The organism is Nocardia sp. FDAARGOS_372 (assembly GCF_002554515.1).
GTDB lineage: Bacteria > Actinomycetota > Actinomycetes > Mycobacteriales > Mycobacteriaceae > Nocardia > Nocardia farcinica.
The window spans coordinates 5423963-5445551 of the sequence record NZ_PDDW01000001.1 but is presented as its reverse complement, the minus strand read 5'-3'; the positions used below and the strand labels follow the sequence as shown (position 1 = coordinate 5445551).

At 65.2% G+C, this 21589-nt stretch carries 23 protein-coding genes and 2 tRNA genes; 8 read left to right on the top strand and 17 right to left on the bottom strand.

What is annotated here, in order from left to right; translation table 11 throughout:
* Positions 1-283: 283 nt before the first annotated feature.
* Complete coding sequence (locus CRM89_RS25610) at positions 284-1921, top strand: long-chain fatty acid--CoA ligase (RefSeq protein ID WP_060593177.1); 1638 nt, start codon at positions 284-286, stop codon at positions 1919-1921.
* Between the two features lie 99 nt (positions 1922-2020).
* Positions 2021-2093: transfer RNA gene (locus CRM89_RS25605), tRNA-Arg, on the top strand.
* Between the two features lie 16 nt (positions 2094-2109).
* Here the strand turns inward: CRM89_RS25605 and CRM89_RS25600 are convergent.
* The 10 genes from CRM89_RS25600 to CRM89_RS25560 form a co-directional block, all read right to left on the bottom strand.
* On the bottom strand, positions 2110-3237 hold the full coding sequence (locus CRM89_RS25600; protein ID WP_041559828.1) for a site-specific integrase: 1128 nt from the start codon (positions 3235-3237) through the stop codon (positions 2110-2112).
* An 83-nt stretch (positions 3238-3320) separates the two neighbouring features.
* Positions 3321-3524, bottom strand: a complete 204-nt coding sequence (locus CRM89_RS25595; RefSeq protein WP_011207242.1) for an AlpA family transcriptional regulator — start codon at positions 3522-3524, stop codon at positions 3321-3323.
* Positions 3525-3538: 14 nt separating this feature from the next.
* Positions 3539-5221: a replication initiator gene (locus tag CRM89_RS25590; protein ID WP_098086515.1), complete on the bottom strand. Its 1683-nt coding sequence runs from the start codon at positions 5219-5221 to the stop codon at positions 3539-3541.
* On the bottom strand, positions 5218-5856 hold the full coding sequence (locus CRM89_RS25585; protein ID WP_098084731.1) for a hypothetical protein: 639 nt from the start codon (positions 5854-5856) through the stop codon (positions 5218-5220). The genes CRM89_RS25590 and CRM89_RS25585 overlap by 4 nt, the downstream gene beginning before the upstream one ends.
* On the bottom strand, positions 5853-6008 hold the full coding sequence (locus CRM89_RS31150; RefSeq protein ID WP_172964520.1) for a hypothetical protein: 156 nt from the start codon (positions 6006-6008) through the stop codon (positions 5853-5855). Before CRM89_RS31150 ends, CRM89_RS25585 begins: the two co-directional genes overlap by 4 nt.
* Positions 6005-6202 carry a hypothetical protein gene (locus tag CRM89_RS25580; protein ID WP_098084734.1) on the bottom strand — a complete coding sequence of 66 codons (198 nt, stop codon included), beginning with the start codon at positions 6200-6202 and terminating at the stop codon, positions 6005-6007. The genes CRM89_RS31150 and CRM89_RS25580 overlap by 4 nt, the downstream gene beginning before the upstream one ends.
* Positions 6202-6528, bottom strand: a complete 327-nt coding sequence (locus tag CRM89_RS25575; RefSeq protein WP_098084737.1) for a hypothetical protein — start codon at positions 6526-6528, stop codon at positions 6202-6204. Before CRM89_RS25575 ends, CRM89_RS25580 begins: the two co-directional genes overlap by 1 nt.
* Positions 6525-7826 (bottom strand): FtsK/SpoIIIE domain-containing protein, encoded by a 1302-nt coding sequence (locus CRM89_RS25570; protein WP_098086514.1) that lies wholly within the window; start codon positions 7824-7826, stop codon positions 6525-6527. Before CRM89_RS25570 ends, CRM89_RS25575 begins: the two co-directional genes overlap by 4 nt.
* Before the next feature lie 6 nt (positions 7827-7832).
* Entirely contained in the window at positions 7833-8450 is a 618-nt protein-coding gene (locus CRM89_RS25565; protein WP_098086513.1) for a DUF2637 domain-containing protein, read from the bottom strand.
* 2 nt (positions 8451-8452) lie between these two features.
* Entirely contained in the window at positions 8453-8896 is a 444-nt protein-coding gene (locus CRM89_RS25560; RefSeq protein ID WP_098086512.1) for a hypothetical protein, read from the bottom strand.
* Between the two features lie 191 nt (positions 8897-9087).
* On the opposite strand from CRM89_RS25560, the gene CRM89_RS25555 reads away from it, so the two are divergent.
* The 6 genes from CRM89_RS25555 (at position 9088) to CRM89_RS25540 (ending at position 14223) form a co-directional block, all read left to right on the top strand.
* Positions 9088-9948 carry an AAA family ATPase gene (locus CRM89_RS25555; protein ID WP_011207233.1) on the top strand — a complete coding sequence of 287 codons (861 nt, stop codon included), beginning with the start codon at positions 9088-9090 and terminating at the stop codon, positions 9946-9948.
* The gene (locus tag CRM89_RS25550) at positions 9945-10475 is read left to right on the top strand and encodes an AAA family ATPase (protein ID WP_011207232.1); all 531 of its coding nucleotides are present in this window, start codon (positions 9945-9947) and stop codon (positions 10473-10475) included. Before CRM89_RS25555 ends, CRM89_RS25550 begins: the two co-directional genes overlap by 4 nt.
* 674 nt (positions 10476-11149) lie before the next feature.
* Positions 11150-11326: a hypothetical protein gene (locus CRM89_RS31145; RefSeq protein ID WP_170986843.1), complete on the top strand. Its 177-nt coding sequence runs from the start codon at positions 11150-11152 to the stop codon at positions 11324-11326.
* A 411-nt stretch (positions 11327-11737) separates the two neighbouring features.
* A tRNA-Arg gene (locus CRM89_RS30630) sits at positions 11738-11807 on the top strand.
* 415 nt (positions 11808-12222) lie between these two features.
* Complete coding sequence (locus tag CRM89_RS25545; RefSeq protein WP_098086511.1) at positions 12223-13356, top strand: LLM class flavin-dependent oxidoreductase; 1134 nt, start codon at positions 12223-12225, stop codon at positions 13354-13356.
* Between the two features lie 9 nt (positions 13357-13365).
* On the top strand, positions 13366-14223 hold the full coding sequence (locus CRM89_RS25540; protein WP_098086510.1) for an endonuclease/exonuclease/phosphatase family protein: 858 nt from the start codon (positions 13366-13368) through the stop codon (positions 14221-14223).
* On the opposite strand, the gene CRM89_RS30545 is transcribed toward CRM89_RS25540, so the two are convergent.
* From CRM89_RS30545 to CRM89_RS25515, 7 genes are all read right to left on the bottom strand, one after another.
* Positions 14163-14759, bottom strand: coding sequence for a hypothetical protein (locus CRM89_RS30545; RefSeq protein WP_127516310.1), 597 nt, complete (start codon positions 14757-14759; stop codon positions 14163-14165). The two genes, CRM89_RS25540 and CRM89_RS30545, sit on opposite strands and share 61 nt — an antisense overlap.
* 35 nt (positions 14760-14794) lie before the next feature.
* Positions 14795-15364 (bottom strand): nucleoside monophosphate kinase, encoded by a 570-nt coding sequence (locus CRM89_RS25535; protein ID WP_172964572.1) that lies wholly within the window; start codon positions 15362-15364, stop codon positions 14795-14797.
* Positions 15361-16437, bottom strand: coding sequence for a hypothetical protein (locus CRM89_RS30540; RefSeq protein ID WP_127516308.1), 1077 nt, complete (start codon positions 16435-16437; stop codon positions 15361-15363). Before CRM89_RS30540 ends, CRM89_RS25535 begins: the two co-directional genes overlap by 4 nt.
* Positions 16434-16946, bottom strand: a complete 513-nt coding sequence (locus CRM89_RS25530; protein WP_098086508.1) for a GNAT family N-acetyltransferase — start codon at positions 16944-16946, stop codon at positions 16434-16436. The genes CRM89_RS30540 and CRM89_RS25530 overlap by 4 nt, the downstream gene beginning before the upstream one ends.
* Entirely contained in the window at positions 16918-18312 is a 1395-nt protein-coding gene (locus tag CRM89_RS25525; protein WP_098086507.1) for an MFS transporter, read from the bottom strand. The genes CRM89_RS25530 and CRM89_RS25525 overlap by 29 nt, the downstream gene beginning before the upstream one ends.
* A gap of 220 nt (positions 18313-18532) precedes the next feature.
* Positions 18533-19738 carry an aminotransferase class V-fold PLP-dependent enzyme gene (locus CRM89_RS25520; RefSeq protein ID WP_098086506.1) on the bottom strand — a complete coding sequence of 402 codons (1206 nt, stop codon included), beginning with the start codon at positions 19736-19738 and terminating at the stop codon, positions 18533-18535.
* Positions 19716-21557 (bottom strand): radical SAM protein, encoded by a 1842-nt coding sequence (locus CRM89_RS25515; RefSeq protein ID WP_216641987.1) that lies wholly within the window; start codon positions 21555-21557, stop codon positions 19716-19718. Before CRM89_RS25515 ends, CRM89_RS25520 begins: the two co-directional genes overlap by 23 nt.
* Positions 21558-21589: the final 32 nt, after the last annotated feature.

The following is a 21589-nucleotide window of genomic DNA, read 5'->3' as shown; positions in this document are numbered from 1 at the left end:
GCACGCGCCGCGGAGCAGAGATCCGCGGACAACCGATCAGCATTTCCGGCCACACCCGCGCCCCGGCTCCAGCGACCACGACGGCCGCGCGAGCCCGTGGCATCGTCGCAGCCAGGAGCCCATTTTCCGGGCTCGTGTGCTTGTTTTTGCTCCGGCAGCTACCGTGACCTGCGGAAAGTGAAGGCGGGTGCCCCGAGGCCGAGCGCCACCACCACGGCTGACCCTTCGGTAGCATCCGGTGTGACGTGGCTCATGCCGGCCACCGACGAGAAGGAGTTCTTCGATGTTGAGCACCATGCAGGACGAGCCGCTGTCGCTGGCGACACTGCTGAAATACGCCGCCACCTTCCAGGGTGAGAGCACGGTGTCCACCTGGACCGGCGACGGCGTCCGCACGATGACCTACCGTGAGCTCGGCGCCGAGGCCGCCCGGCTGGCGAACGCGCTGAGCGGGCTCGGCATCGGCGTCGGTGACCGGGTCGGCACCTTCATGTGGAACAACAACGAGCACATGGTCGCCTACATCGGCGTCCCCGCGATGGGCGCGGTGCTGCACGCGTTGAACATCCGCCTCTTCCCCGAACAGCTCGTCTACGTGGCCAACCACGCCGAAGACAAGGTCGTCATCGTCGACGGCTCGCTGGTGCCGATGTTCGCCCAGCTGCTGCCGAACATGAAGACCGTGCGGCACGTCATCGTCGCCAACGGTGACGCCGCCACCCTGCAGGCGCCCGAGGGCGTGCAGGTGCACTCCTACTCCGAGCTGCTCGCCGGCCAGTCCGACAGCTACGACTTCCCGGTCATCGACGAGCGCTCCGCCGCCGCCATGTGCTACACGTCCGGCACCACCGGCGACCCCAAGGGCGTCGTCTACTCGCACCGCTCCAACTGGCTGCACGCCATGCAGGTCGTCTCGCCCTCGGGCATGGGCTTCAGCGGCGCCGACAGCGTGCTCGCCATCGTGCCGCTCTTCCACGCCAACGCCTGGGGCATCCCCTACGCCGCGCTCATGTCCGGCGCGAATGTCGTGATGCCCGACCGCTTCCTGCAGCCCGGCCCGCTGCTCGAGATCCTGGCGAACCTGAAGCCCACCTTCGCCGCCGCCGTGCCCACCATCTGGGGCGGCGTGCTCGCCGCGCTGGCCGCCCAGCCGCAGGACATCTCGCACCTGCGCACCGTCGTGGTCGGCGGCGCCGCCGTGCCCCCGTCGATGATGCACGCCTTCCAGGAGCGCCACGGCGTGCGCGTGCTGCACGCCTGGGGCATGACCGAGACCTCGCCGCTCGGCTCGGTCGCCCACGCGCCCGCCGGCGTCACCGGCGAGGAGGAATGGGCCTACCGCTACACCCAGGGCCGCTTCCCCGCCTCCGTGCAGGCCCGCCTGGTCGACGACGCGGGCAACGTCGTGCCCAACGACGGCGAATCGCTCGGCGAACTGGAAGTCAAGGGCCCCTGGATCACCGGCTCCTACTACTCCCCCGACGGCTCCCCCGTCGACCCCGACAAGTTCGACAACGGCTGGCTGCGCACCGGCGACGTCGGCAAGATCAGCCCCGACGGCTACCTCACCCTCGTCGACCGCTCCAAGGACGTCATCAAGTCCGGCGGTGAATGGATCTCCTCGGTCGACCTGGAGAACGCCGTCATGGGCCACCCCGCCGTCGCCGAGGCCGCCGTCATCGGCGTGCCCGACGAGAAGTGGGACGAGCGCCCCCTGGTCGCCATCGTCCTGGCCGAAGGCGCCACCGCCGAACCCACCGAACTGCGCGACTTCCTCGCCGACAAGTTCGCCAAGTGGCAGCTCCCCGAACACTGGACCTTCATCTCCGAAGTGCCCAAGACCAGCGTCGGCAAGTTCGACAAGAAGCAGCTGCGCGCCCAGTACGCCAACGGCGAACTGGACGTCAAGACCCTCGCCTGACCCCCGTGCGCCCGGCGGCCCCTTTCGCCGCCGGGCGCACCCCGGGGACGATGCTGCCTCCGGCCCGTCCACCCGGTAGACTGCCCCACGTCCATACCAGCCTTCGTAGCTCAGGGGATAGAGCACCGCTCTCCTAAAGCGGGTGTCGCAGGTTCGAATCCTGCCGAGGGCACAGACAAACATGCAGTTCAGGCCGTTTTCCTACCCTGACTAGCCGTTGCCGGATCGGACGCGGTACGCAGAGAGTACGCAGCAGCGAAGCCGGTACGGGCCGCGTCGAGCTTGCACGCGACCTCATCCAAGTCGTCATCGAAGAGGTCAGCGTAGAAGTCGAGCGTCGTACTCGGCTTGTCATGCCCGAGCATCCGTTGCAACGCCAGGACCGAGGCACCGTGCGAGACCGCCAGCGACGCCGCGGTGTGCCGCATCTCGTGCGGAGTCAGTCCCTCCAGACCAGCGGCTTTGGCAGCCCCATCCCACCAGGCGCGGCGCATGTTCCGCACCCGCAGAATCGCGCCCGTGCTCGACGTGAACACCTCCGAGTCGGGGCGACGGCCCGCCAAATGCCGTTCCAGAGGCTCTGCCAGAAACGCCGGGAACGGGACACTACGCCGCTGATGATCCTTCGGGGCCTTCGTCACCAACACGCCGTCAACCTCGGTAATCGTGCGCTCGATCTGGAGGCGACGGCGCTGCAACGACACGGACGACACCTGCAATCCCGCCAACTCCGCGAAGCGCAGACCGCAGTAGGCCAACACCATGACCGTCAGCCAGTTACCGCCTGCCTGTTCGGCCAACCGCTCCACCTCCATGCCGGAGAGGTACCGGCGCTTGGCAAGTCGTTGCTTCGGGCGATTCACGGTGGAACACGGGTTCACTGCGATGCGGCGCGTGATCACCGCATAGTCGCAAATCTGCGAGAGCACACCCAGATTCTTCCGAACGGTGCCACCAGCAGCACCGCCCGAGACCTGCTCGATCACCCATTGCTGAATTTCCTCGTGGGCAAGGTCAGCGACACGGACGTTCCCCCACCGAGGCCGAATGTGGGCGTCGACCACCGACCGGTACCGGGAACGCGTCGATTCTTCCCAGGACGGATGGTTGTCCAACCAGGCGGTAGCGATGACATCGACCGTCACACGGCCAGCAGACGGCGGCGCATGAACCCCGCTCACGACGGCCGCCGTCTGAGCGTCAAGCCACGACTGCGCATCCACCTTGCGAGCGAACCGCTTCGTGTTCTCTCGGCCAGTTCCGTCGACATACCTTGCACGCCAACGCTTTCCCTTGCCATGCAGCTTGGAGGGCACCCGATGCACCGTGCCATCGGGGCAGCGTTCTTCCTTGGTCCAGAGGTCTTCGACGCCTGCCCGCCGGTTCCGCCGAACAGCCATCAGGCGGCCTCACCGGTACCGGTCAGCTGTTCCTGCTCGACGATCCAGGCCAGAACCACCGACTTGCGCCACACCCGACGACGCGGCCCGAGTTTGAAGCTCGCCGGTCCCTTGCCCACGTGTGCCCACCACCTCCAGGTCGCTTCCGGAATCCCGGTCAACGCCTCACAGTCCTTCGCCCGCAAGTAGGTTTCAGCCTCCATCGGAACACCCCTTTCTATGCTGCTATCGGGATTGCCGAACTTCGTTGTGCTGCTGTTGGTCCCGTCGCCAGCAGGGCGCGTGTGTATTCCGCTCGCCAGGCTGTGCGTTGGGCGATGGCGGACATGATCAGGTGATCTCGAGGTGGCGCGGACTGGTCGCCGGGCTCGACCGGGCGCACGATCCAGTGCGAGGTATCGGGCTTGCTGATACCCACTTGAGCCAGCAACTGCCGAACAAACTCCGCGCGGTCGGCCTTGTGGTCGGGCAGCGTCTTCCCGGACCAGCGGCGGGAGACCAGCACTCGGCGGCCGGGCAGGCCGAGGGTGTCACGGCGGTGCGCTTTGCCCTTGCAGCGGCCGGGGATCGTTTTGTCGCTGGCGCCCTTGGGCACGATGCCGTAGCGCAGCCAGACCGGGCAGCGCGGCGAGCACGGGGTGTGCTGGAGCTCGGCGTGCAGACGGTCGTAGTGCGCGGCCGTGCGGGCCGAGGTCGTGTCCAGTACTTCGCTGATCGACTTGGTGAGGTACTTGGTCACGTAGCCGATCGCCCGATCAGCCTTCTCCCCGGGAATGAACCCGCGCATGTGGCCGGGGTCCATGCGCTCGCCGAACCGCGCGACGTAGGCGGGGTCGAGGTCGTCCACGCTGTCGAGGATGTCCAGGGCCTCATCCCAGCCCGTCAACGGCCGGCGGGTATCCGGGTCCACGAAGGTCATGAGCCGGTGATCCCAGACCGGGAGCCGATCACCGGAATACACCTCGTGCTCGGGGTCGAAGTGCGGCCACCACACCTGGTGGTAGGTCGCCGCAGTGACCATGCGCAGGATTTCGCGGGAGATCGCGCCCCGCAACAGAAGGTGCAGGTGCGGAGCCCCGCGCTTCTGCGGCTCCACAGTGGCGAAGTACTGCACGTCATAGCCGACGCAGCGGCGCAAATTCTGAATCCAGCGGTCGACCAGCTTGGAGAAGAACACGATGTCGCGGGCGGCGCGGGCGTAGTCGTAGGTGTCGGGGTTGCGGGGTGAGCCGTCCGAGCACGGCTTGCCCTCGCTGTCCACTGCGCCGTCGCGGTTGATCGCCCCGTATGACGGCATAGTGAGGGTGACCATCATCGAGGACCGATAGCCGCCGATCACCTGGCCGACCGTGCGCCGCTCGACGCGCTTGCGGGGCAGGTTGGGCACGTCCTGACGGCGCTTGGTCGACCGCACCCGCCGAGCCCGAGACTTCACCTCCAGCGGCGGCAGAGGGCCACGGAAACCGAGTTCCCGTATCTCGCAGTCGATTTCGGCTACCACGTCGGCCAGGGCGTCGGCAAGCTCGGTGTCGCCGTCCTCGCGTGCCTGCCCATAGTCGGCCACCGCATCAGCACGAGCCGCCAATAGTTCGGTCTGCTGCTCGGAGGGCTCGCGCGTCTCATCGACGGGCTCGGTGTCGGCGTGCCAGCCCTCCCGGCACTGGGTCATGCGCAGCCAGCGAGCCCGGTCCGCGCACGGCTTGCACACGCTGGCAATGGTCGACTTGCACGGCGCCGCCAGGTAAGTCGTCTGCCCGGTCATCGGGTCGAAAGCCCTCATGGTCACCGGGCGCGTGCAGACGCCGAACTTCTCGGCGGTGGCCTGCGCGACGTCGGTGAAGTCGGGCAGGGCGCGGCGTTGGGCGGCGGTCAGGCGGGGCGGAACCTCGGTGGTGGTCATGCTGCGTCCTTGGTCCAGCCGAGTCCGCCGTCGATGTGGGGCAGGTCCACCGGGTCGGCCAAGGCATCGCCGTAGCGGAAATTGAGCTCCAGCACGCCGGGGCCGTCCACGCGCACCCGGCATTCGTCGGCACCGAAAGCGTGCGCCAAGCGGTCGGCGCGGTTTTCGAAGTCCTCGGGGCACTGGCCCGGCAGCATCCGCACCAGCACGAGGTCATCGGCGTCACCGATCCACACTTCCAGCCAGCGCGGCACCATCACCCGCTCACCCTCACGCACCACCAGATTGCAAGCAGTCATCAGAGCCACCCACCGACGCCGGTAGCGGCCCCATGCCAGGGCCCGGGCGCGGGCGCGGGCGGTGAGCCAGCGCTCGAAGGTGGGCGGGTGCTTCGCCCTCCACAGCACCATCCCCGCGACAGCCCCACCAGCCACACCCACACCCGCCCACGGGTGCACGAACACGCCGGCCGCGACCGCCGCCACGATCGGGAGCGAGACCATCGGGAACAGCACCGCCCACCACAAGGCCAAGAACGCAGCGGTGAGCAGGCCGGAGACGATGTTGATCACGGCCAGGCCGAGCACATCCATCGGATCACGCTCGGGATTGCGGGTGCTCGTGTTGGTGGTCATCGCAGGTCCTTCGGGTCGAAAAGGGTCAGCTGGTCGGGGCACGGGGCGTGCAGGTCGGTCGGCGTGCGCCGCTTGGTCCGTGTGACCTTCTCAGCGGCAGCGCGCACGATCGGATTGACCTGTGGCGCAGCGGGTTGCGGCTTGCGGGTCATGCCGCCCACCCGCCGTCACCGTCGTCGTCGTAGTCGAAACCATCAGGGGTCCAGGCCGGGGCCGTGCCGGTCTCGACCAGGAGCCGGACCGCGACCGCAGCCGGGTCCAGGCCGCGGGCTTCCCACCGGCAGCGGCGGCGGGCCGCGAGGTCGATCACGGTGGCGTCGATGTCAGTCGAACGGTGGTTGCTCATCACAGAACCTCGGTTTCGTTTTCGGGGACGCCGCAGCGGGTGCAGGCGCGGGTATGGGTCATCTCGCCCAGCGGCCACACGGTCGTGGTCCAGCGGGCCGGGAAGTCGTGGCCGTGGTCCTGGCACTCGCGAGTGGCCAGGCAGGCGTCACAGATCACGCGGTCACCGTCATAAACCCAGCCGAGACCGGCGCGGCGGGTCAGGTAGCCGATGGCCTCACTCGTGGTGGCGAAGCAGGTCAACGCCCCGTCCCGTTCGGTGTAGACGTCACCGCAGACATCGCAGTAGACGACCACGTGAGATTCGGTCTGGAAGCCGCGCTTCATGCCGCCGCCCCGTCCTCGCCCGGGATGTAGTCCGGATCGAACCCGCTGTAATCCTCAGTGGGGCCGGTGATTTCGGGGGCAGGCGAGTAGGCGTCCACGATCGCGTCGGCGGCCTCATCCGAGACCCAGAACGCTCGCACTCGCAGGAAATCGGTGCTGCCGTCTTCGCCCACGTAGCCGACACCCGGGGTCTGCTCGCTGATCTTGTCGCAGCGTGCCCCGCGATCACGGGCGCCCTGGCCGTGGACCATCGCCACCTGCGTCGGCTCATCCAGCCGCAACCCGACCCGGATCGGGAACAGCTGCCTAAGCGGCATCGTCTCCTTGCTCGGGTCCTGTAGCGCCGCGATCATCGAGACCGCAACCGCGCGGCCCTGCGACAGGATCAACCCGGTCAGGCGGCGGAACTCCTTGACCTGGTCAGGCTCGGCATAAGCCGACAACGCCGCCGCCTCATCGATGATGATCAGGATCAACGGTTGCTCGGTGGTCGGGCGATGCTTGCGAATCCCATTGGCACGCATGAACGCCCGCCGTTCCCGCATCACCTCCACCAGCTCACGCAGCATCTCCAGGATCGAATCCACATCGGTGGCGAACCTGACGAACAACCGGTTCTCACCACGCCCGAACTCGACCCCGCCCTTGGGGTCGGCCAGGTACACATCCACCAGGCCGTCGCGGATCGCCGGGCCGACACCGGCCAGGATCGACCACAGCACCGAGCCCTTACCCGACCCCGTCGCACCCGTGACCAGGATGTGCCCGTAGAGCACCCGCAACCGCCACAGGTCATAGGTCTCGGTCACACCGACCGGGACCGCCTCCAGGTCCACCACACTGTGGACCGCACCCGGCGCCGGTGCCGGAGCCTCCAACGTGTCGAACACGCGGAGATGGAGACGGACCCAACTCGGAGCGGGCGACGACACTGTCACCTCGGGCACCGAGAAATAGGTAGCGAACTGGCTCAACACCTCGTCGTTGGACCAGTCCGAGAACGACTGACCGCCCAACATCATCACGTCGACATCGACGCCGTGGTCGGTGTAGTCCCAACGATCCACGAACGGCCAGCCGCCCTCAATCGAACCCAGACCCAAGGCAGCGAACATGAGATTCGTCTGGGCACGGTCGCCCAGAATCAGAGCCGCCGGCCGCAGCTCAGGCGGGGCAGCAGCCACGATGTCATCCACACTCACCGGACGCGGACCGGTACCCAGATGACGCATCCAGGCCAGCCAGCCCGCCCCAGCAAGCGCGCCGCCAGCAGCGGCAAGTGTTGCAACAGTGGACATTTAAACTCAACTCCCAGCAGGAACCACGACCGGCCGGACCGGGCGCGGAGGTTGAACCACCCGAGGTGGTGTTGCGATCGGTCGCACCGGCACCGGGGAGACCGCGACAGCCTGCGGTGTCGGCACAGACGCAGCCGCAGGCCGAGGTGTCGGTGTCGGCGCAGCAGCCGGAACAACAGACGGCGCATCCGCCGGTTCGGACCGCTCAGACGCTCGGCGGGTACGCAGCAGCACCGCCAAGCCGTGGGTATCGATCAGCAGCGCGGCCGGAGCAATCACCGCCAGCAGCGCAGCGAGATAGCCGTGACCGGAGACCAGGGAATGAGCGACGTTGCCGCCGATCGAGACCGCCGCACCCGCGGCGAGGACCCCGGTAAACCAGCGGCGCTCCGGCGAGTCCGCGAGGGCGAGTACCGCAATCGTGGCTTGAATGATGGTGCCGTCCACGATCACCGGGAACAGCCACGCCAGATGTGTCGGAGTATGGGCCTTGATCGCCAGGTCACGCAGGGCCGCGAACGACAACACGAACGCGGCCCCACCAATGGCCAGGACAACGAGCACAGCGGACCAGCGAGCCCACCGAACTCCCTTGGACTTGGACTGCTGATCCGCCGCGCTCATCGTCACGCCGCCCGGGACTCAGCAGCGGACTTGCCACGCGCACCCGAGTTGTCGCCCTTGATGCCACCGGCGTAGAACACGAACCCCTGGTACTTGAACTCGCCGGTGCCCATCACCTTCGGCTCGGCCAACAGACCCTCCAACTCGATCTGCCGCATCCCCGGCAGCACCTCCGGCGTCGACGGCACCGGCTGAACCTCGGACAGGAAGATCAGCTGAAAGCTCGCCCGCTTGGCGGTGGTCTCCGACGGATCGGTCACCGTCGCCTTCCACATCGGCAGACGCGACCCCGCGCCGGTCTTCGGGTTGTAGTCGATCTGCTGCTCGGGGACCGCGTTCCGATCCGGGTTGTACTTGATCAACGGCTCGATCTGGCCGACCAGCACGAGCCCCTGCGGGAACGCCTCAGCGTGAGCGATCGGGAAGCGGTAGCCCTTGAGTGCCATGTCAATCTCCTTTGTGTCAGTAGGGCGATCTCGTGATACAGCGAAAGTAGCAGTTGCTTTCATTGAGTAGCAACTACTTCCCTCAACTTCGAGATCAAATCGTGACAATTACAGGGAATCGCCAGGTAGAGGCGTCAGAGTCGACTGCTACTGTCAATGACGCAACTGCTACCGACGAAGGAGATGGCCGAGTGCCGGAGTCAAAGCGTCACCACACGATGCCCGCCCACTTGCGGATCGCGCAGGCGATCCGGAACGACATCGAGTCGGGTCGACTCCGGGACGGGCAGCGCCTTCCGTCGACGCGAGCGCTCGCGGAGGAGTGGCAAGCGAGCCAGTTGACTATCACGAAGGCGATGGAGCAACTCGCCGCCGATGGGTACGTCGCCAGTCACGATCGGTCAGGCCGGATCGTGACCACACCGACATCGGTCAGTCTCTCGCTCACGCACCCAGTCCGGCCAATCCGTCCACGAGCTGTCTACGTCGGAGGCTATCCGGGAAGCGGCAAGAGCGAATTCGCCCGGACGCTCGCACGAGAAACCGGTTGGGCGATCCTGGACAAGGACACGATCGCGCGACCGATCATCGAACCAGCGCTGGAAGACCTCGGCTCGACTATCGACGACCGCGAATCAGACGTCTATCTCAATCGCATCCGACCGCGGGAGTACGAAGCACTCGCGGCGGTCATTCAAGACAACCTTGAGGTCGGAAATTCCGCGGTCGCTTCCGCGCCGTACCTGCGCGAGTTTGCGGATCAAACCTGGTTGGACAACGTGATCGCACGCGCTGAGTCGCAGAGCGCCGATGTCACTTTTGTGTGGGTACGGTGCACGCTTGAGACGATGCTGATGTACCTGCGCCGTCGAGGTGCCGCCCGCGATGCATGGAAGCTGGCGCACTGGGATAGGTACAGCTCAGGATTGGACCTCAGTTTCCGTCCATCGGTTGCGCACGTGGTCATCGACAACGACCCGGACAGCCCTCCGCTCAGGAAGCAAGCCCAAGCCCTCATCGAGAGCTTTCGACGCGAAACAACCGAGCGATGAGTCCTGGAGTTCTGCTCTATGGACCACCTGCGAGCGGCAAAGACACCGTGACCGCCGCTCTATCGAAGCTTGACGAGCGATTCCGCCTGTTTCAGCGCCTCAAGGACGGCCCAGGTAGGACCGCTGGCTACCGCATGGTCTCGGCTGAGCAGTTCGATCGGCTGGCAAAGGACGGGGGTTTGGTGTGGACGAACACCCGCTATCGAGCCCGCTACGCCATCGACCGAGCCGAGCTTATGAACATGGTGGATTCCGGCGTTATCCCAGTGGTGCATGCCGGACAGCCCGCCGTCATCTCCGCCGTAACGCAAGCCACGCCGCACGTCTCATGGTTGGTAGTCGCGTTGTGCACCGACAGAGAGACCGCCCGAACTCGAATCGAGGCCAGGGCGACCGGCGATGCAGCCGAACGCCTTGCAGCTTGGGACGAAACCGAGCCTCTGCCGTCCGCCCATCTCCAGATCGACACCGCCGTCACCTCGCCGGACGCAGCGGCAGCGGCAATCCATGCCGCGATTTCTCGATGAGCGCCAGTTAGCGCGGTTGTTGCCGAATTTCGCCATACAGGATCAAGAGCGCCCGCGGCGGCGCATACGCGCCGCCGCCGCGCTACGACGCGCGGCGCTGGCTGATAAGGCGTCGCCCGCGGCGCGTCGGCGCGTCGGCGACGCGTTTGCGCCGTGGCAGAACGCCGACTGTTCCTGTCTGGCCGCCTTCTCCAACAACCGGGCGGTGCTGGGCACGACGAGTGCCCTACCGGACTTGCCTCCCGCAGTCGAGCACGAATCAGCCGGCCTGTGCCCGGTCGACCGGCCGTGGTCGCCTCCTCCCACGCTTCACCAGAGCACCTGGCGGTAGCGGACGGGGCAGCGGGGCAGCGCTTCTGGTCGCCTTCGGGACCGAGGTCGGTGGCGGGGGCGGTGCAGCCACGACCCGGGAGCAGATCGCGGCGGGGGCGAGGGCCGCGGTCCTTTCCGGGTCGACGGAATCTGCCCGAGGGGTGTACCAGACCACACCCACCCCGGCAAAGGCCAAGCGGTGTCGGCACCAGAGGCGGGCACGCGGCAATTCCCGGCCCATCCGGCGGTGACCTCCAAGGCTACGGCCGCGCGCCCCCCTCCGGCGCCGAGCCTTTGCCGGGGCGGGTGCGGCCTGGTCCAGGCGGTGCCCAGATCCCACCGACCCGGAAAGGACCACAACCATGACCATCACCCCCGCCGCGACCTGCTCCCTGCGCGACTGCACCGCCCCCGCCACCGACCTCTACCACTACCAGTGGCAGAACCGCACCATCACCGATCACCTCTGCCCCGCCCACTACCGCCAGGCACTCCGCAACGACGCCGCGATGGAAGCGTTCGACCGCGACTACGACTGACCCGGAGGGGGCTCCGGCCCCCTCTCCCTCACGCACCGGCGCGGTACTTGCGCGTCCTCCGGCCGCGTGGCCTTCCTCGGTGGTGGCCTGCATTGTGATCCCGCGCCCCTCACGCCTCAAGAGCGCCTATCGGCGTCCCTACGGGATCGGCATCCGCCGACTCTTGACCCGTGAGCCTCTGCGCGTGACGGGCAGGCCGTAGGGGCAGGCGGTGAGCCAGCCCCGGTGAGGTGCAACCCACCACCGAGGAAGGCCAACCGTGGTCCAGACACGACGAAGGCTGCGGAGCATTCACCCCGCAGCCTCGGTACGCAGAACGTACGCAGCAGCACCACACGGCACCAACGCATACCAACGCATCAATCGCTATTCACCCAGGTCGGCCCCTCGTAACCAACGCTGTCCGCGACCACCGCACCTGGCAAATCCGGTCCCGAACGCTCTCCTAAAGCGGGTGTCGCAGGTTCGAATCCTGCCGAGGGCACGAACCTGCGACATCGATTGCCGCAGGTCAGGTCAACCTGCTCCCCCTTGAGGCCGCTGCCGGACACAAAGCCCCAGGTGGGTTGTCGCAGGTTCGATTCCTGGGGTCACGAACCTACGACATGAGCCTCTCCTGGTCGACCGAGTGCTCAAACAGCACGTCCGGGAAGCGGAGGCCAGTGTCTCGCCAGGCGTGAGCTCGTCGGCACTGCGGAGGCGAGCAGCGTGTCCGCCGAGCTGTCACACCGATAGGTCTCCGGACTCACCGGGGCGATTCACCAGGCAGTGTCGATCATTTCGATCGTCACGATTTCTATGGTCTTCCGCACCGGCACGGCAGCGGTACGTTGACAGAGAGACGGCTGGCCGCAGGTCAGTGGCCGAAGCTGAGTCACAGCAGATTAGGGGGGCCAGTGACTATTCCACTTTCTGTTTTGGACCTTGCGCCGATCGCGGCGGGATCTTCCGCTAGGCAGGCTCTCCGCAACTCGGTCGAATTGGCCCAGCTTGCCGAACGCTGGGGATATAGAAGGTACTGGGTAGCCGAACACCATTTCGCGCAGGTAGCGAGCTCGTCTACCGCTACTCTTGTAGCGTTGCTCACTTCGGCCACCAAGAATATCCGTGTTGGATCGGCCGCGATTCAGCTTGGGCACCACACACCGGTCGCGATAGTCGAAGCTTTCGGCACGATTGATGCTCTCTTCCCTGGGCGACTCGATCTGGGCCTGGGCCGGTCTGCCTATCGGGCGGCGCAGCAACCGGCGCGCCGCACCACGGCGGTGGCCGCCGAGAAGACAGCCTCCCGATCAGTACAGGGCGTGGTGATACCAGCACCTTTCGTCCAAACCCAGCCGATTTCTCCGACCAACCTCGACGCCTGGAAGGAGGTCCTACCTTTCCCCGACACGGACGCCGCAGACTTCGGCCAGCAGGTCCGCGACGTCCTGTCACTAATCGATGGGACATTTCGGACAACTTCAGGAGTCGAGCTGCACGCAGTGCCGGGCGAGAGCGCGTTTGTGCAGCCCTGGCTGTTCGGCAGTTCCGCTCATGGCAGTGCCCGGCTCGCAGGTGAACTCGGGCTTCCGTTTGCCGCCAGCTACCATGTTTCGCCCAGCAACATTCTGGAAACGGTGGAGGCTTACCGGGATTCGTTTCGGCCCTCGTCGCGGTTCCCGAGACCGTATCTGGCGGTCTCTGCTGATGTGGTTGTTGCGAGCGACGACGCTACGGCAAGCCATCGCGCAGCGACGTATGGCCACTGGGTACACAGTATTCGGAGTGGGCAAGGTACCGGTGCAGCCCACTATCTGGATCCTGATACGACGGCACCGTTGGATGAGGATGCCCGTCAACTGGTCCTCGACAGGGTCAGTACCCAGATGGTTGGATCGGCGGCAACTGTGTCGGACCGTTTGAACGCTCTCCAGCGACTGACCAGCGCCGACGAACTGGTCATAACCAGCGTCACTCATAGCCAACAGCATCGTTTGGAGTCCCACCGGCTACTGGCCGAAACCTGGGGTCTGCGTAGCCTGGGGTAGTGACCGGCAGTGACATCAGCGTTCAGCGCGACGAGCATCGGATGCCGAGGCCGACGAGTGCATGACCACTTAGGTCTGGCAACTGTCGTTACATGGAATGTCCAGCGGGCAGCAGTTTCTCGTGCCCGGAGGCAGCTGACATGGCTTCTTGCTGTACAACCGGCCGTCCTCGTTCTTACCGAGGTTTCCGGATCGCAGGCGGGCGAGTCTACGGCCCAGTACCTTCGAGACGCGGGGTATTGCACCTACCTTCCGAAAGCCGGCGCAGACGGGTACCGGGTGCTTGTTGCAGCGCGCGGCACAATCGATGAGGTCTACACGTTGGACTCACCACTTGCGGCGCGCTTTGCCGCAGTGCAGATCGACATGCCGGACCGCGGTCGCCTTGCAGTGATCGGCATGTACGTTCCGTCTCGGGGGTCTGCACAGCGACGCAATGTCGACAAACGGGCGTATCAGGATAGCGTCAGTTCGGCGATTCCAGGTCTCGTCGAGCGGTTGGCGATTGACCAACCATGCGTTGCCGTGGGTGATTTGAATGTGCTGGAACCGGACCATCATCCACGCTATCGGGTCTTCGGTGAGTGGGAATACGACTTCTACCGATCTTTCGGTGACAACGGGATGTGCGATGCGTTCAGGCTGCGCAACCCTGGCACCTGGGAGTACTCATGGTTCGGCAGGGAGCAGCCGGATGGATCCAGGAATGGATACCGATTCGACCATGCATTCATTGATCGCGCACACGCAAGCCTTGTCACGAATTGCACCTACGTTCATGAGGCCCGAACCCTCGGCGGCAGTGATCACTCCGCACTTTCGTTGACGATTTTGATCGGCGAGAAGTCGGAGCAATACCGCATGTAGGGCGCCAGCTTCCATCGTCGGCGCAGCTCGGCGTTACCCGATTGCTCGAGGAGATGCTTGATCCACGTGAAGGCTATCCGTTCGTCACGCCGCATTTGCCGGCGTATACGGTTCATCATGTCGATCGATTCCTGAAAGTCCAGGGTGTCCAGAATCGTCAGGTCGATCTCGACGTTGCCTTCGGTCCATCCGTGGGCGAGCCGAGTATTGCCGAATCGGGTCGACTCACACCGAGCTTCCTGCAGAGCACCGACACTTGCAGTCGTACACTCCCATAACTGCTTTGGAATACCGATACCGAGGTCCAGGTCACTGGAGGCCGTATTCAGCAACAGAGCCGATGAGCCGATGTTCGCCGGGTGTCGTCCGGTCCAGCGGTAGACCCGTTCGGTCGCATGCCGCTGGATCAACTGCAGCTCCGGATCCCTGGCCCTTGTCTGTGCCCAGTACTTGCACGCAAGGTGCATGTCATCAGGCTCGAGCTCCTCAAGTGTGACCCACCCAGACCCAACGATCGCCTCGAGGTCGATGCTCATCCAGCCCGCTTTCCGCTGCTCGCTGCGCCAGGGGTTCAGGGCAGAAATGGCGACAGAGCCGCAACAATAGCGTCGTTGACGTCAGATGGCTGCCCCTCACCGTCGACGATCACAACGCTCGCCCGATCCTGGAGGTAACTCACCGTTTGCGTCACGGCGGTGCGCGACCGGTTCAGACGCTTCTCGATGATCTCGGCGGTGTCGTCTGCACGGGCTTGTGTGTGCGACCGACCGAGCAGGCGCGCGGCCGCCACCTGTGGGGGAACGACAAGGTGGAGGGCGACAAGCGTTGTCGTAGCCATCGCTGGGTGTGCGAGGAGCCAACTGGCCTGTCCTGGATCAGCGGGAAACCCGTCCAGAATCGATGGGCGGTCGGCCGGTATGACACGGTCGACCAGTTCGAAGATGATGGCGTCGGCGACGGGAATGCCACTGGTCACGGCCGTGGCGGCTTGACGACCGAGGTCGCTATCTTTGCCGATCTCTGCGCGCAGCAGTTCCCCTGGTGGGATACGGGGCAATCCGAGCGTCTGCGAAAGCAGTTGTGATTGAGTCCCTTTCCCGCTGCCGGGAAGACCCAGGATCGCGATGGAGGGCGCGGTCACGGCTGAGCCGACTGGATCAGCCGCAGCTCGATCAGCTGCGAGAGAGTGTTCGCGACCCAAGGAGTGTTGCTGGTGTCGAGTCCTACTGCGTCCAAGAAGGATTCGATCAATCCGTCGCGGGTTTCGGCGAAGTCAGCAAGTGCCCAGAGCAGACCTTGCGCGACCGACAGCCGCAACGAGTGACGACCGAGGATGAGCGCGCCGTCGCTAGCGCGGATCAACAGGCTCTCTGTCGAGCGTCGGTAGGCCCCTGCGCGGGTCGGCAGCTCGGGAACGGTTTCGGTCGCGGTTGCGGACCAGCCGGTCAAGAAGATCACAGCACTGATGTGGCCGGTGAGGGTCTTTCGCCACTCGATGGCGTCGATCAGTTCGGCGTTGGTCCCGCGAATCCCGGTGGGCCAGTACAACGCGTCGGCGAACTGTTCGGCGATGACGCTGGTTTCGGTCCGGCGCCTCAGTCGTCGGAGCATGAACTTGTCCGCGTGGTAGTAGTCGCCGTATGCCCCGAGCAGGGCTTCGCCGGCGATCCGCGATACCCGTGTCGAGGTTTCCCACGCGGTCTCCAGGTCGCCGGATTCCACTAGGCCGACGGTGTCGCGCAGGTAGTTCGCGGCATCGGCCAGGTGGAAGGTTGTGTAGGCGCGCCGGAAGTTGTCGAGGTCGATGTCGGCGATCAAGCGGCTGTGCACAGCGTTGCCGGTGACAGGTCGCCCGTAGAGCAGTCTGCTCAGCGTACGCAGTTCCTCACGGAGGCCGAATACCTTCCAGTGGCCGGTGGCGTCGGGGTTCCAGGCGTTGACGATCTTCGTTGTGGCGCCGTACTGGCTGGTGGTGAGAACCTCGGCGTCTGCGACAGTGCCTTCGTGCAGGGCAAGTTCGCCTCGAAGCGGAAAACGTTGCACTGGTTCTGCTGTGGCGACGACGCAGACCAGATCGAGGTCGGACAGGGTGCTGCCCAGGTCGGCTGCGAGGCTGCCGGTAAGGTAGGTGCCCTCGACCGGGTGGAGATCGCTGATCTGTTTGATGGTGTTCTCGATCTGGAGCTGGTGAGCATCGCTCAGGCCGGTGGTCACGTGGACTCCTTGATTGCGTGGCCGGGTGCACCGGCGCGGTTGTGAAGCTGCTTGCTGAATCGGTGAATACCGACTCGTGCCGGCGGCAACGACGGATCGAAGTGTGGTGTGTAGCCTGCCGACAGGTACAGGGCTACGGCTTCCGGCTGTGCTGGCCCGGTCTGCAGCCAGATTCGGGTGTATCCACGCTCGGTGATGCGCCGTTCGAGGTGGTCCAGAATGGCTTTTCCGAAGCCGTGTCCCCGCAGGTCGGGCTCGACCCAGAGTCGCTTGAGCTCGGCAGTGTGTGCGTCCAGGCGTCTGAAGCCGCCGCTGGCGACCGGCCTGCCCGCTTCTACAGCCAGGATGAGCAGGCCGTCCTCGGCGTGCAGGCTGGCGTGTGGATAGTTCCGCAGCTCTTCGAGTTCTTGTTGAACTGTTCTGCCGTAGCGCAGGCTGTATTCTGCCGCGAGCGCGAGCAGCAGCCGGTCGACGATCGGGTCAGTGGGTTCTGGTTGGACGAAGTGCATCGTCTTCCTTGAGCTGGCCGCCTGTGCGCAGCGGCTTCGGTGGTTGTTCGGCGATGAGTTGCAGCATGAATGCTGCCGTGATCGCTATTGCTGCCACAGCGATCAAGGCAGCGGTGAAGCCGATGACGGCCGCCACTCCGAAGAGGGCGGCGACCCCGAAGATGCCCCCGAATTGGCGGAAGAAGATCGTCGTCGTCGTGGCAGCACCTGCTACCTCGGGGCCGAGGGTCCGCTGCATGAGCAGCATCAACGGCACGACGATACCGCCCAATCCCACTCCGATCGCTAGAAGCACCGGCACGAGAACGGCTGATCTGGGTCCACCCACCGAGAGCACTGTGGCACCGGTGGCTAGCAGCAGCAGGCTGGTCTGGGGCAGCCACACGATGCGCGTGGAGCGGTAGGCGAGCCGGTTGACCAGCAGCGCGCAGGCCACCGTTCCGGTCGCCACCAGCAGCATCCATTGTCCGGCTTCCACCGCGGAGTGATGCAGATGCCCCTGGAGGAACGACGGCAGCAACCAAGTAGTGCCGAACATCACGGCGCCGGCGATGAAGGTGGCTGCGAATCCGAGGTGTGCGCGGTGACGTTTTGCTGGGCTGGAGATCGTCGGCAGGACAGACCGGCCTTTGCGTGCACGGGCACCGAAGGCCACGCCCGCGCAGGCCGCTACCAGGAGCAGCCCTGCTACCGCGGCGATGCTGAACCTGCCGATCCCGTTGAGACCCACAGTGGTGCACACCACCCCAATTCCGAGCATCAGCCAACTGACCCTGTCCACTGGGGCGGAGCGGGCGGTCGTGGTGGCCGGCAGGTCCGTGCGGGCGAGCATGATCACGCTCAACAGGCACAGCGGCACGTTGGCGGCGAAGATCCAGCGCCACCCGCCGATACCGGCGATGTGCGTGCCCGCAATCGCCCCACCGATGGCCGGGCCCGAGATGCTGGCGACGACGAAGACGATCAGGAAGGACGACTGCAGGCGTTCCCGAATGCGCATGTCCGGCACTCTGGTCAGCGCGACTTGCGGCAAGGCCAACAGCGCTCCCGCGCCCAGCCCTTGCAGTACTCGTGCGGCGGTGAGTTCGACGATTCCGTCGGCGAGGCTGCAGGCGATCGAACCGGCCGCGAACACCGCGATAGCCCGGTGGAACAGCGGCACGAGGTCGCGTCCATCGGCCAGGGCTCCGATCACCGGCGTCATGATGATCACCGCGCTGAGATAGCTGACAGCTATCCAAACCTGCAGCAGCGGGTCACCGAATTCGGTTGCGACTCGGACCCCTCCGACGGACAGGACCGACTGATCCAGGCTGACCATGAACTGTACGGCGATCATCGCTGCACCCAGTTGTGCGTATTTCATCGAGTCCTTTCCGACGCGCCCAGCGAGGGCCGGGACCCGTAGAGGCGTCCCGGCCCTTTCGAACTAGATGAAGCAGTGCTGCGCGACCTCGGTGACCTCGGTCGACGTGCCTCCGGCGATCGCGGCGATCTCGGCGGCGGGCAGCTCCACGCGCAGGATGTTCATTGTGTTTCCTTTCTCCAAACCGTTCGGAGCGGATCTCCGGACGGTCCACTATCAATCAACTGCGATCGAGGACGAATGCCGCCTCGACCTGAATGAATTTCTCGACCAGGTCTCCGAGTTCGTCTACTTGGAGAGAGTTGTTGTAGTAGTGCAGGGAAGCCCGAATCCATCCCGCTGGATGATCGGCCAGCATGTCGACGGGGGTAGATTCTGCGCGTGTGACGCTCAGCGAAATCCCCCTCTGCTCACACCACTGCACAAAGGTGTAAGGGTTTGTTCGACCGATGGAGAACGAGACGATTCCGCACGGCGAAGGCGAGGGTGAGTGGACCGTGACGTCCGGGAGTTCCAACAGGCGCCGCGCCAAACGCGTCGCGAGGCAAGTCACGCGGGCTTGAGTCTGCTCGGCGCCGAGTCGGGTCGCATGGCGAGCAGCCACGCGTAGTCCCGCGAGGAGGCTGTAGCTGCGCTCGGAGTACTCGAACCGCCTGGCATCGGACCGGATCGTCGGCGGCGTCGTCGGTGACCATGCCGCGGCATGGATGTCGGGCAGGCCCGGGTCCACCGTCCGTGTCTTGTACGTGTTCGATCCCAGCGCGAGGAAGCCGGTTCCGCGGGGACCCCGAAGGTACTTCCTTCCCGAGGCGACCAGAGCATCGAAGCCGATCCTGGTGGCGTCGACGGGAACGTGCCCGACGGATTGGCTTGCATCGACGACGTACAGCGCCGCCGTCGGAGCGACCAGTGCGCCGATGGCTGCCACCGGGTTAACCCGTCCGTTGTGGGCCGGGATGTGAGGTGCCGAAACCAGCCGGACCGACTCGTCCAACATGTGTTCGAGCTCATCGAGTCCGCGGCCCTCACCGCCGGCGCGGAAGTATTCGACCGCGGCGCCAGCGCGCGCGGCGAGGGTCTCCGCGGCGATAGCCATGCTCGCGAATGAGCACGTGGACAGCAATATTCGGTCACCTCGCGACAGGACCATGCCCCCGAGAAACGCCGACCACGCGCGCGTCGCGCTGTCGAAGACTGCGACGGCGTCTGCAGAGACCCCGACCAATTCCGCAAGAACCGAGTAGAGGTCGTCGAACTGCTCGGCATGCAGTTTCGCCGCGGGATATGGTCCGAGCGTTTGCTCGGCTTCGAGGAAGTCGGTCACAGCAGCGACGACTCCTTCGGCCGGGATCGAGGCGGCAGCATTGTTGAGATTTGCTCGGGCGACACTCTCGCCGATCCGGCTACTCGCAGAAGTCTGCGGCATTGATCAACTCCCAACCCTCGACGCTTGTCCAGTTCGCGTATTGCTGTGCCAGAAGCCGGTTCTCGTCGACAGATAGGACGTTGGCGAGGCGATCGATCATCGCCGAGACGGAGTCGGCAAGATCTTGTAGGTGAGCGTCCATGGCCTCACGGACGCGATCGGCCAGAAGAACGTTCTGGGCCACGTCCAGGTCGAACTCTCGCGCCAGGTCGACCATCTCGACCAGCAGGCGGTAGGCCGCGTCCTTGAGAAGGACGCGAGCCGACCGTACTTCGGTCTTGTGGTGGCCGTCGAGGATCTTTTCCAGCGACTTCAGGGTGTAGTCCAGGGCGAAGTTGCGGTCGATCCAGCGCTGCCCGGAGTCGGCCAGGACCCCGATTCTCCAGTCGGCGTATTCGGCATCAACTCGCCCCATGCTCGGTTGGATCTCACCGGCCAGGCCGGCATCGACCACCTTGCGGGTGTAGGCCGCCCCGATGAGGCATTCCATGTTGACCAGCATGTAGGAGATTCCCTGATAGAACGGGACACCGCCAGAGCGTGCGCGGACGAATTCGTCATCATCGAGCCGGTCGACTGCCGTCGCGTCGTCGATGTCGCTGTCGCGCCGGAGGATCAGGTCGGTTCTGCCCTGGAATCGGACCGATTCCTCAAGCTCTTCAAAACTCATCAGATGGTCGAAGGTGATGTAGGTGAACCGTGTGGGCACGCCGAGAATCGACAGGGTGCGAATGGCTTTCGCGTTCTGCTCGGCGGTCGTCTCCTTGTTGAAGCGGTCGAGAATCGTGGTGACACCAGACTCGATGCCGAACAGACAGCGGCGAAGGCCCAACCGTGGCAGATCGCGCCAGAGTCGGATGCGGGCGAGGTGCCAATCGCGGTCGCGATCGGGGTCTACGACTTGGTCGACCCGGCAGCTGGTCTCCCAGCGGAAGTCTCGGGAGTGGATCTGCGTGGCCAGCTCGCGTGTACGCGTACCGTCTCGGTCATCTTCACCGATGAATTCTTCATCGACGAAGTAGATGGTTCGTGAGACGTGGGGATGGCGCTGGAATACGCCGTGCATGCGGTCGAGGATCCAGCTGAGGTCGGTTCCGGTAGAACCGCACCAACTGCCCTTGTGTCCCCTGGGGCAGAACGAGCAGAAGTTGGTACATCCGCGCGAGCCTTCCAGCTGGGCGACCCCGTGACTGCGCAGTGTGGGTTCGAGCAGGTCCAGTTCGGGCAGGATGTCGGTCTGCAGCCGGTTCGGGACGACCGCTGTTTTGCGGTAGGGCCGGATGGTCAGTACGTCGGTGCCACGGGGGCCGCCGGCGTACCCGATTCCTCTGACATCGTGGATGGCGATGTCGCCGTGCCAGTAGGCAGCGACGTCCTGGATCGTCGGTTCGCCGGCTCCGCGTGCGACAAGCATGGTGGGGTGGTCAGCCAGCAGGGACCGCTCGTTGCGTGCCACCAGACTGCCGCCGGCAACGACCATCGGCGGGTCCACCAGCGACTCCACATAGGCGAGAAGCTTCTCGAGCAGGTCGTGTTGGCCGAAAGTCGCAGAGATTCCCAGGATCTCGGGTCGATCGGATTCGAGGTGTTCGAGCAGCTCGTCCATGCTCGTACCGAGTTGCATGTCGACCAGTGACGTGACGCCCAGCAAGGTCGCCCGCACGGATCGCGCAAGATCGGAGATGCCCAGCGGAAATCTGGGAAGCGGGAAGAACTCTGGGTGATACAGGCCAACCAGCTTAATGTGTGGATGGGCAAGACGTCGGTGACCGTCGGTGGTCAGACCAACCGGGGAGACAGCGTGATCGGATCTCTCCACGGTGAGTCGACCTTCGACCCACTCCGGCCACG